Source organism: Streptomyces sp. NPDC057280, from assembly GCF_042668605.1.
Lineage (GTDB): Bacteria > Actinomycetota > Actinomycetes > Streptomycetales > Streptomycetaceae > Streptomyces.
This window is the reverse complement of sequence record NZ_JBHUYR010000001.1, coordinates 363661-373685: the sequence shown is the minus strand read 5'-3', so window position 1 is coordinate 373685 and position 10025 is coordinate 363661. Positions and strand designations below refer to the sequence as shown.

At 69.3% G+C, this 10025-nt stretch carries 8 protein-coding genes; 7 read left to right on the top strand and 1 reads right to left on the bottom strand.

The window, feature by feature from the left end; all coding sequences use genetic code 11:
- The first annotated feature begins 220 nt into the window (after positions 1-220).
- The 4 genes from ACFUO4_RS01660 (at position 221) to ACFUO4_RS01645 (ending at position 4381) form a co-directional block, all read left to right on the top strand.
- Positions 221-1243 (top strand): LacI family DNA-binding transcriptional regulator, encoded by a 1023-nt coding sequence (locus ACFUO4_RS01660; RefSeq protein ID WP_079309219.1) that lies wholly within the window; start codon positions 221-223, stop codon positions 1241-1243.
- A 554-nt stretch (positions 1244-1797) separates the two neighbouring features.
- Positions 1798-2982 (top strand): cytochrome P450, encoded by a 1185-nt coding sequence (locus ACFUO4_RS01655; RefSeq protein WP_383478678.1) that lies wholly within the window; start codon positions 1798-1800, stop codon positions 2980-2982.
- Positions 2983-3014: 32 nt separating this feature from the next.
- Complete coding sequence (locus ACFUO4_RS01650; protein WP_383478675.1) at positions 3015-3212, top strand: ferredoxin; 198 nt, start codon at positions 3015-3017, stop codon at positions 3210-3212.
- A complete protein-coding gene (locus tag ACFUO4_RS01645; protein WP_383478672.1) occupies positions 3209-4381 on the top strand; it encodes an NAD(P)/FAD-dependent oxidoreductase in 1173 nt (390 codons plus the stop codon). The genes ACFUO4_RS01650 and ACFUO4_RS01645 overlap by 4 nt, the downstream gene beginning before the upstream one ends.
- A gap of 74 nt (positions 4382-4455) precedes the next feature.
- Here the strand turns inward: ACFUO4_RS01645 and ACFUO4_RS01640 are convergent, their stop codons facing one another.
- Positions 4456-5502, bottom strand: coding sequence for a WD40 repeat domain-containing protein (locus tag ACFUO4_RS01640; protein WP_383478669.1), 1047 nt, complete (start codon positions 5500-5502; stop codon positions 4456-4458).
- A 369-nt stretch (positions 5503-5871) separates the two neighbouring features.
- Between ACFUO4_RS01640 and ACFUO4_RS01635 the strand changes: the two genes are divergently transcribed.
- The 3 genes from ACFUO4_RS01635 (at position 5872) to ACFUO4_RS01625 (ending at position 9957) form a co-directional block, all read left to right on the top strand.
- Complete coding sequence (locus tag ACFUO4_RS01635; protein WP_383478666.1) at positions 5872-6093, top strand: hypothetical protein; 222 nt, start codon at positions 5872-5874, stop codon at positions 6091-6093.
- Between the two features lie 631 nt (positions 6094-6724).
- Positions 6725-7207 (top strand): hypothetical protein, encoded by a 483-nt coding sequence (locus tag ACFUO4_RS01630; protein WP_383478663.1) that lies wholly within the window; start codon positions 6725-6727, stop codon positions 7205-7207.
- Positions 7204-9957 carry a M48 family metalloprotease gene (locus tag ACFUO4_RS01625; RefSeq protein ID WP_383478660.1) on the top strand — a complete coding sequence of 918 codons (2754 nt, stop codon included), beginning with the start codon at positions 7204-7206 and terminating at the stop codon, positions 9955-9957. Before ACFUO4_RS01630 ends, ACFUO4_RS01625 begins: the two co-directional genes overlap by 4 nt.
- Positions 9958-10025 lie beyond the last annotated feature (68 nt).

Below are 10025 nucleotides of genomic sequence, written 5' to 3'. Positions count from 1 at the left end.
CCGCGCCGAGGTCTCGCCGCCCGCGCGCGCGGGGGGCGCCCCCCCGCGGCGGCGCCGCCCCGGGGGGGGGGGGGGCGGCCCCGCCCCCCCCCCCCCCCCCGCCCCAGCGGACGTGAGCAGGACCTGCTTCCGGCCGACCCTGTCCGATCATGTGCGGAAGGCATGTGCCCGGCTGCTCCGCCCCGTAAGATCGGTGATCTCGCGGGTGGGGGAGGTGGTCATGGCCGGGCGACGACCTGGAGCGCCGACTCTGGAAGAGGTGGCTGCCCACGCCGGGGTCGGACGGGGCACGGTGTCCCGGGTGATCAACAACGCGGCCGGCGTGAAGGAATCGACGCGCCAAGCCGTGCAACAAGCCATCGAAGAACTCGGGTACGTGCCCAATTTCGCGGCCCGTTCCCTGGCCGCCCGGCGTGCGGACGCCGTGGCCCTCGTGCTGACGGAGCCTGACTGGAGGCAGTTCGCGGAGCCGTTCTTCTCCGAGATCGTCCGCTCACTCGGCGACGCGCTGGCGGACACCGGGATGCAGCTGATGCTGACCCTGGTCCGCTCCAAGACCGAACGGCAGCGTTTCCTGGAGTACGCCCGCGGAGGCCGGGTCGACGGCGTGCTGCTGATGTCGGTGCACGCCGACGACAGACTGCCGGACATGCTCGCCGAGGCGCGCGTGCCGACGGTGCTGATGGGGCGCCGCTCGGGTGACGAGTACGTGAGCTACGTCGACGCGGACAACGTGGGCGGCGCCCGAAACGCCGTGTCCCACCTGCTGAAACAGGGCCGCAGAGCGATCGCCACCATCACCGGCCCACTGGACATGTACGCCGCGCAGTGCCGACTGCGCGGCTATCAGGACGCGTTGGCGACGGCAGGCCAGAAGACGTCGCGGTCCTGGGTGGCGGAGAGCGACTTCTCGGAGGAGAGCGGACGCCGCGCCATGACGGAACTCCTCGAACGCCACCCCGAACTCGACGCCGTCCTCGCCGCCTCGGACACCACGGCGGCCGGGGCGCTGCACGCACTGCGCGCGGCCGGCCGCCGGGTCCCCGAGGACGTCGCCGTCATCGGCTTCGACGACTTTCCCCTGGCCCAGCGCACGGAGCCGCCCCTGACCACGGTGCGCCAGCCGCTGGAGCAGATGGGCCGGGCCATGATCAAGCTGCTGCTGGAGGAGATGGAGGAACAGTCCGTGGCCTGGCGTCACGTCATCCTCCGGACGGAACTGGTCGTCCGCGAGTCGTCCTGAGGCGTTCAGCCGCTCGGCTCCCTCAGGCGACGATCCGGCAGGGAAGCCTGCCCAGACCGTCCAGGGTGTTGTTCACGATGAACTCGGCCTTGCCGATCTCGAACCTGCGCACCCGTGCCAGGTGAGGGGAGCGTGGGCCTCCGGCTTGGTCAGGTTCTGGCCGACACAGGCAGGGATGCCGACGCCGTCGCACTCCCATGGTGTGGGCGACGCGATGCGCAGGACCTCCAGGTAGACGGTGGGCACCGGGAACGGGACGGGTCGGCCCGCAGGGCGTCCCACTGGTCGGGGTGTCGGGCGAACAGCCGGCCGGCGGCCGCGCCCAGGACGCGGGGGGCATTGCAAAGTGGTGATGACTTCCTCGCACGATCCCGGCGCCACCCTTGACGGAGCAATCTGTCAGCCTTGATGATTCCTTCATTACGGCTTTGTTGCCCAGGGATGGGCAGTCAAGTGTCTGGGTCGGCGCCCACTCCTGCGGCTTGCCGCCCACGAACCTGCCCGCCACACAGGCTCGCCTCCGCGCGCCGACGGCTCCTTGAGGAGGACTGTTGATGCCCACGCGCACAGAGATTCCCATATACCACCCCGACTTGTACTCGGCGTCGGCCATCCGCGACACGTATCCCCACTACGCCGCGCTGCGTCACCTGGGCCCCGTGGTGTGGCTGAGCAAGCACAAGGTCTACGCCCTGCCACGGTACGCCGAATGCAAGCAAGTCCTGCTCGACGACCAGACCTTCATCTCCTCGGGCGGCGTCGCCCTGAACCCCGTCGCCAACCGCGTGGGCCAGGGCACCACCCTGTTCAGTGACGGCGACGACCACGCCCGCCGCCGCTCCCTCCTCGCGCACCGCCTCACCCCCCGGGCGTTGCGCACCATGAAGGACATGGTCGACGAGCAGGCGGTCGCGGTGGTGGAGGCCGCTGTCGCCCAGCGCACCGTCGATGCGGTGGAGGTCGCCACGGCCCTGCCGATGTCCGTCGTCCCCGACCTGGTCGGCTGGCCCCGGCAGGGCCGCGAGCACCTGCTGCGCTGGGCCGGCGCCACCTTCGACGCCCTGGGCCCGCTCAACTGCCAGTCGGTACGCACACTTCCCGCGTCCCTCGGCATGATGCGCTACGCGCGCGGTGTCGTCCGTGACCGGTCCGTGCTGGACAGCAGCCTGGGCCACGACCTGCTGTGCGCGGCCGACGACGGCCGGATCATGCCGGCCGAGTGCGCCACGATGATGATCGACTATCTGGCCCCCTCCCTGGACACCACCATCAGCGCCATCTCCAGCGCGCTGCACCTGTTCGCCACCCACCCCGAACAGTGGCGCCTGCTGAAGGCGGACCCCGACCTCGTGTCGAACGCGGTCAACGAGGTCGTCCGGTACCAGTCCCCGATCCGGGGCTTCTCCCGGACCACGGCCCACGACACGGAACTTGCCGGCATCTCCCTCCCCAAGGGCTCCCGGGTGCTGGTCCTGTACGGCTCCGCCAACCGCGACCCGCTGGAGTGGGACGACCCGGACACGTTCGACATCCGCCGCGACGCCGCCCGCCAACTCGGCTTCGGGCAGGGCACCCACGGCTGCGCCGGCCAGGGCCTGGCCCGCATGGAGACCTCCGCGATCCTCCGTGCCCTGGTCGACAAGGTCGACCGCATCGAGCCGGCCGGCACACCCCAATGGGCCCTGAACAACGTCATCCACCGCCTCGAGCGCCTGCCGCTCGAACTCATCCCGGCCTGAACCCCACCGCACGCCCTTGTGAGGACCGCACGATGAAGATCTCCGTCGACTACGCCCGCTGCGAAGGCCACGGCCTGTGTGCCGATCAGGCGTCCGGCGTTTTCAGCCTGGACGACGACGCCGAACTGACCTACCACTTCGAGGGCTCCGAGGTTCCCGATGAGCATCAGCAGGCCTCCCGCGCGGCGGTCAACGCGTGCCCGGTCGCCGCCCTGCGAGTCCTGTCGTGACCGCACCACGCTCGGTGCTCATCGTCGGCGAGTCACTCGCCGGCACCACGGCCGCTCGCCACCTGCGCACCCTCGGTCACACCGGACCGGTCACGATCATCGGCGCGGAGGAAGAGGGCGCCTACTCCCGCCCACCCCTTTCGAAGGCCGTCCTGAAAGACCCGGCAGTCGACCACACCCTGGGGCTGAACCTCGACGGCCTCGACATCGGCGTCATCCGCTCGGCCGCCGTCGCGGCCGACCCCCGGCGCCGCACCGTCACGACCGCCGACGGCCGGCAGGTCGGCTACGACGCACTGATCGTCGCCACCGGCGCGGCCGCCCGCCGACTCGCCGCCCCCGGGCAGCGGGGCGAACTGGTCCTGCGCACCCTGGACGACGCCCGCCTGCTCCGCACTCGCCTGGCCGACGCCGCCACGGCGATCGTGATCGGCGCCGGCTTCTTGGGCATGGAGGTGGCCAGCGCCTGCGCCGCCCGCGGCATCCCGGTCACCGTCGTGGACACCGACCGGCCGCTGCACCGCATCCTCGGCGACCACTTGTCCGCTGCCATCACCGCGCGGGCCGCGGCGTACGGCATCGGCTTCGTGCAGGCCACCGGCTTTGCCGCCCTCACCGGCGACCCCGTTCACGGCGTGCTGCTCCCCGACGGCACCGAGCTCACCGCAGACCTCGTGGTGACCTGTGCCGGAGAGGTGCCCTGCGTCGACTGGCTGGCCGGTACGGGCCTCGCCGACCGCCTCGGCGTCGGCGTCGACGACGCGTGTGCCACCACCGTTCCCGGCGTGTTCGCCGCCGGCGACGTCACATTCCTGCGCGGCAACGCCGCCCGGCCGCACCGGCGTGCGCCGTTCTGGTCGAACGCCGTCGCCCAGGGCAGGACCGCGGCCGCCTCCGCCCTGGGTCTCCCTCCCTCCGGACCGGCGCAGGACGACTACTTCTGGACCGAGGTAGCCGGTCTGTCCATCAAGATCGTCGGCCCCCTGCCGCTCCTTGGCGAACCGGCCACGGTCGAGGGCAGTGTGGCCGAGGGCCGTGCGCTGCTGACCTGGACCCACACCGACGGAACAGCGACGGCTGTCGCGTACGGACGACGCAAACCCGTCACCGCGCTCAGGCAGTTGGCCGCCACATCAACCAGTCCAGGAGCATTGAGCCCGGTTCGTTGATCTACCCGTGGTCGGCGTCGCCGAGCATTGAGCCGGCTTCGTTGATCCACCCGTGGCCGGCGTCGCCCGCTTGGTCAAGCGGATGGTGGGGCCAGGACGGCGATGTCACCGCCGAACCCCACCACCAACCGCCCGTCGGGCGCCATGGCCACCGCGGTCACCTCCGAGGAGAACAACACATCCGAGCCCACCTGGCGGTGCGCGACAAGGTCCCATACGCGTACCGTCCGGTCGTCGCCACCCGTGGCGACGACCGGACGGCCGTCCACCACAGCCGTCGCGATGGCCCACACCGGACCGGTGTGGGCGGTCAGGGGCGTACGGCCGACCATTCCCGTGGGGGTGGCCAGTTCCCACACCTCGATTCGGCCGTCCCAGCCGCCGGTGACGGCGACCAAGCGGCCCTCCACCACGGCGGCGGTCAGCGACACCCGCTGGCGGCTGCCACCGACCGGAGAAAACACCCGGCCCTCGTGTCGGCGCTCCATCAGGTCCCATACGTGGACGGCGCTGTCGTCGTGCAGGGTGAGGGCCTTGGGGTGGCCATCCACCACGGCTGTCACCACCACTACCACAGAGCCGACGCGGCCCTTCGAGGCTTCCCCCGTCAGGGCGCCCAAGAGTTCGCCCGTGACCGGGTCCCACATGTGCAGGCGCGGAGCGCTTCCGCCGGTGAGGACCACGCAACGACCGTCCACCACAGCCGTCGCAGCCGTCCAGGCCCCACCGACGCGGCCCGCAAGGGGCCGGCGCCCCGTCAGATCCCAAGACTGCGCCAGCGTGTACGGATCGACGACAACGGCGACGGGGCGACCGTCCACCATCCCCGTCACCACCGCCCACACCGAGCCACGGGCGGGCAACGCGTCGCCCATCCGCTCACCGGTCGACAGGTCCCAAACCAAAACGACTTCGTCGTCACCGCCCGTAGCAGCGACCGCGCGCCCCTCGACCACCGCCGTCGCGGCCGACCGCACCAAGTCGCGATGGCCGACCCCTCCGACGGCCCCACCGATCAAGTCACCGGTGGCCCATGCCACTCGTCGGCCCATGCCCACGTCCGCGGCCTGTGCCGCGGCCAACTCGGCACGGGCACTGCCCTCATGAACCGGGTCTGTCATGATCGGGAGGCTAACCGTTCCGCTCCTGGAGACGAACCGAGAATCCCATCCCCGTTCCACGCTGCGGCGAAATACGGGACAGGCGAGCGGCCGAAGGCCGGAACATCAACTGGGCGGCAGGGAGAGGCGGCACAGTACGCCGCCCCTCCGGCCGTGCCGAAGTACGCCTCGGCCAGGCCCCTTCGCCGCGGAGCACGATCCGCACCAACTCCAGGGCCACGGCGAGGGAGATCTGCGCTGCGATCGCTGCGAGGCATGCGGCTTCCACCGACCCGTCATCACCGGGCGTGCCGTCGTCCCCGATGTTGTGGCCGTGCTCGTCTCGGTCGGCGGGGCCATGCTCTCCGTAACTTCCCTAGGATCGCTGGGATGACGCCCAACACTATTGACCCGTCGGCGATCACACGGGAGATGGCTGCTCAGATCCGCGCCTGGCGATGCGACGAGGACTACTCCTGGCGCGCTGTGGCCCAGGCCGCGACCGACCTGTGGGGCTCCCCATGGGGCAGCAATCAGCTTTTCGGTGAAGACCTCTGCGTGGCCGCAGCGAAGCTACTGGGCGAAAACCCCTACCGGGAACCTTGGAACTGACGCTCGTCAGATGCCTTCACTCGGACCAGCGAGCAGACCGGGCGCAGGTGCCAACTCGTCTCCCACCAGGCCCGGGCGAGCAGCTGCGGCCTCGGTCGGGCAGAATGCCGGACATGACGACTTGAAGAGCACCGGACGGGCGGCAGCACTGGCGCAAAGTCGGGAGCGGCTGGTCTGTTCTGGACGGTGAACGACGGATCTGTGCCGCATGCGGGACGCCTGTCCGCTCGTACCAGTACCGCTTCTACCCGCCTGAGTCCTCCATGTTCGAGCGCTGCGTCGGGTTCGGCTGGTGCTCAACCTGCAGGATTTACTCGGGGAACATGGTCCACATCCCACGGAAGCGGGTTCTGGTCGATGCCCTCGCATCCCTTCCCTCTGAGGAACGCGAGCGGTTGAAGCGTTCGGAGACGGGACTGGTCGAGTTCCTGGACCACTGGCTTCGAGGCGGGGAAGAGCAGCGCTGACCTCAAGGCGGTTGGTCGCGAGATCGGCGTGCGCACGGATTGAGGCATTTGCCTGAGCATGAAGTCTGGCGCCACTAATCTGATGGGTCCTCACATCATTGCCGTTACGTGAGGAACCTTCCGCTGTCCTGTTGCTGTCCTGATCTTGTCCCGGGGGATCCGTCATGAGTGAAGCACTGCCCGTACCTCGCCTTGTCCCGTCGCTGCGGGATTGGACGAGGGCGGTCGTGGAAGCGCGGAGGCCCCAGGAGAGCGCCGCTTTCGACACCTTGATCGACCCCTACCTGACTCCTCGCGGCAGACTCCGCAGAGAGCGCGGCTCCGACGACAGCGCATTGGGCAGCGGCGTGGACACCGCCTTGGGGCTGCTCACGCCGATCGCCGTACTGGTGTGCGCGGCGGCGCGCGACGCTTTGATCGGCACTGTCCAGGACGAGGTGGCAGGTCGGGTCAGCCGACTGTTGCGCCGTGCGCGCCACCGCGGAGGCGCGGAAGAGGCCGACACGTCGGTGGCGCTGACCGTCGAGACCTTGGCCGTGGTACGGGATGCCGCACTGCGAGCCGCACGATCAGCAGGCCTCGACGAAACCGAAGCACACGCTCTCACGGACGCCGTCACGGGTGCCCTGCTGAATCCCGAAAGGTGAACGCCCCCTACCAACGCGGTCGTGCCGACGGCGGCGGTGCGCTCGACGTACGCGAATTTCCCGAGAACACCACGATCTTGCTGGTGCTGCTCGGACTGGCGGTCGCCACCATCACCTTGTACGTCAACGTCCTCTTCACCAGCGGCGACATCCCGTCGTGCCTCCAGTACGTCGATGGCCTGGCCGCAGGCCACTTTCGATCCCCAGACGAGATCCACTGTGTCGCCCGGTCCTTGCACGCGATGGGAGCCGGGGCGCTGAAGCGCATGGGGCAGCCTTTGCTGTTCGGGCTGATGCTCTATGCCGGCGCCTCCTCACTGCGGCTGCGCACGTTGAAACCCCTCGGCGCCTCCCACGCGCCTCAGGCCCGGCGGATCCGCGCCCTGGCCGAGCGGACCGACCTGCGCCGCCGCCCACTCATCTTCGGCGCTCGTCGAGGGCGGCACACGACGGGAGTGGGCGGATCGCCGCGCAAGTACTACATCCGCGTGTCCAACAACCACCTGGCCTGGTATGAACTCGGCGCCCGGCGGCGGGATGCCTTCGATGCCGTGATCCTCCACGAGCTCGCCCACCTCGATACCGGTGATCTCCGCCGCTACCAAGCGGCGCGTGCGATGCGTCGGTTGGCCTTCGCGTACTGCTTCGCAGCACTGCTGACCCTGCCGACGCTGGCCGAAACGCAGGCACTCCTCTTGATCACTCAGATGGCACTGCTGTCTGTGGGGGTGGAACTGCTGGTCCGCGCGTTCTTGCGAGCCCGCGAGTTCCGCGCTGATGCCCGAGCCGCAGCGGTGGCGCCTGAAGGCATGTCGTACTCGGCCGAGCTCGCGGCACAGGGCAAGAAGGCACGAGGCGGTCTCGGCAGACTGCTTGCCCGGCACCCCGACGCGGCACATCGCCTGGCCGCACTGCGTGATCCGCTGAGCGTGTTGCGGTTCCCGGTGTCTCACGCGTTGAGCGCCGGGTTCTTCGGCGGGCTCGCCCTCTCCGTGCTTGCCACCGTGTTCGGCTACCTGTACTGGCAGCCGGGTGGCCCGGTCGGCAGAGAGACGTCCCTTGCAGCCATGGTGGTCGGCGCCCCGCTCACCGTGGCTGTCTGCCTGGGCACGTTGCGGCACGCTTGGGCGGATCTGCTGGCTGGTCGGAGCACGCGGACGGTTCCACTGATCATGGCGCTGACATGCGGGCTGATCGTGGGGCGCTACGTGTCGCCGTTCTTTTCGGTCGTGGCGGATACAGGCGCCGGTGACGCCTTCTGGCCCATGGCCGTGGCGACCCTGCTCATGGCCGTGATTGCCGTACGGTGGCCCGTCGCCGTCGCGGCCGGATGGTTCCCCGTGGATGAGGACTCGGAAAGCCGCCGGGCTACTGGCGATGCCCACAGCGGGACCTTCAGATTCATGAAGCGAGTAGCCGTTGTTATCGGTTGCCTGCTCTACTTCCGCATCATTGCCGCCTGGGGACTGTTCGGTCGACTTGCCGACAGCGTTGCCTCACAAGTCGTGAGCGGGCCCCCTGGGCTTCCCGACCGCTTGGATCTCGATGGCCTTCGACGACTGGTTCTCCTCGTTCTCGAATCGGCCAGCGGTGGTTGGCCGGCAGCCGTGGTTCTGACGCTCGCATGGTCATTACCTCTCGTACCTCGGCTCGTGTTGCCGACCCACTCACCACCGGCACAGGAACTGCGATACGGACGCCGCGCGCGCCGCTCGGGCGTACTGTGGGCCGGCGCTGCCTGGGTCGCCGGGCTCGCGGGCGTATTCCTCGGTGCCGAGCTGAGTCTCTGGGCAGGGCTCGGCCTCTCACTCCCGAACCGGATGGCGCTGGTGGTCGGCTCGATGGTGATCGCGTCGGCGCTGACCACATTGCGGGTTCGCGGTCCTCTCGCAGGTCCGTACGCCATGGCGGCGGCGTTCACGGCTGCCCTCGTGGGCATGCTCCTTCACCTGGGGTCGGAAGCTGGCCGGCATGAACTGTCGGCGGCTCTGACGCACGTCCTGGCAGCCGGGCAGATGTTGGCCGCTCTCACTACCTTGGCCGTGGGCAGCGTCAAACGGCTGTTTGGCCAAGCGGCGAGCCTCTTGCCGGACAACGTCGGCGGCGAGAGAGCTTCTGACGAGGCGTCCGCCCCGTCGACTGCTGCCGGTCCTCTCGCGGAGTCGGTGCGTCGGGCTCTCAACCGTTCCGACCCCACAGGGGGGCAGGGACTCAAGGTGCCCTCAGCGCCGGTGCGAGGACCCGTCACATCTGAGCCCACTGGAACACCTGCTGCTCCAGAAGAACTGCCGGTGACCGATACGGTTCGTCAAGCACTCGATCGCGCAGCGACCCTGGCCCGTGCGAACACGTTCCTGCTGAGTACCCAAGACCTGCTCGTTGCCTTGATGCAAACCGACGGTGCGGCCGAGTGGGACCGGATCTGGCTGCACACCCGGCCTGTCGAGCACCTGCGCAATCATTCGCTCCCGGACCCTCCGACTGCGAGGCCCCTGACACGGCACGGCCACCTGATGACGGCGGCCTGCGCCGAGTCCCTGAGAAGGGCCGAACGTATTGCGCGACACTGTGCCATGCCCCTGACGAGTGGCGCTGTCACTCTTGCGCTGGTGTCCGACCCCGCCTCCGCTGCCGCGCGGGCCCTGGGTGTCGGTAGCGGGATAACGGAGACGGAACTCCTGGATCTGGTTCAGGAGTGCGTCCTCGGCTTCAGAATCGAGAACCTGCCGCAGCTCCTCGAAGCCTCCTGACCATCGAACGGTTTTCCGCAGAGCCTTTCGAACGGTGCCGCTCAAGGATCAGGATGACTTCGCCGCTC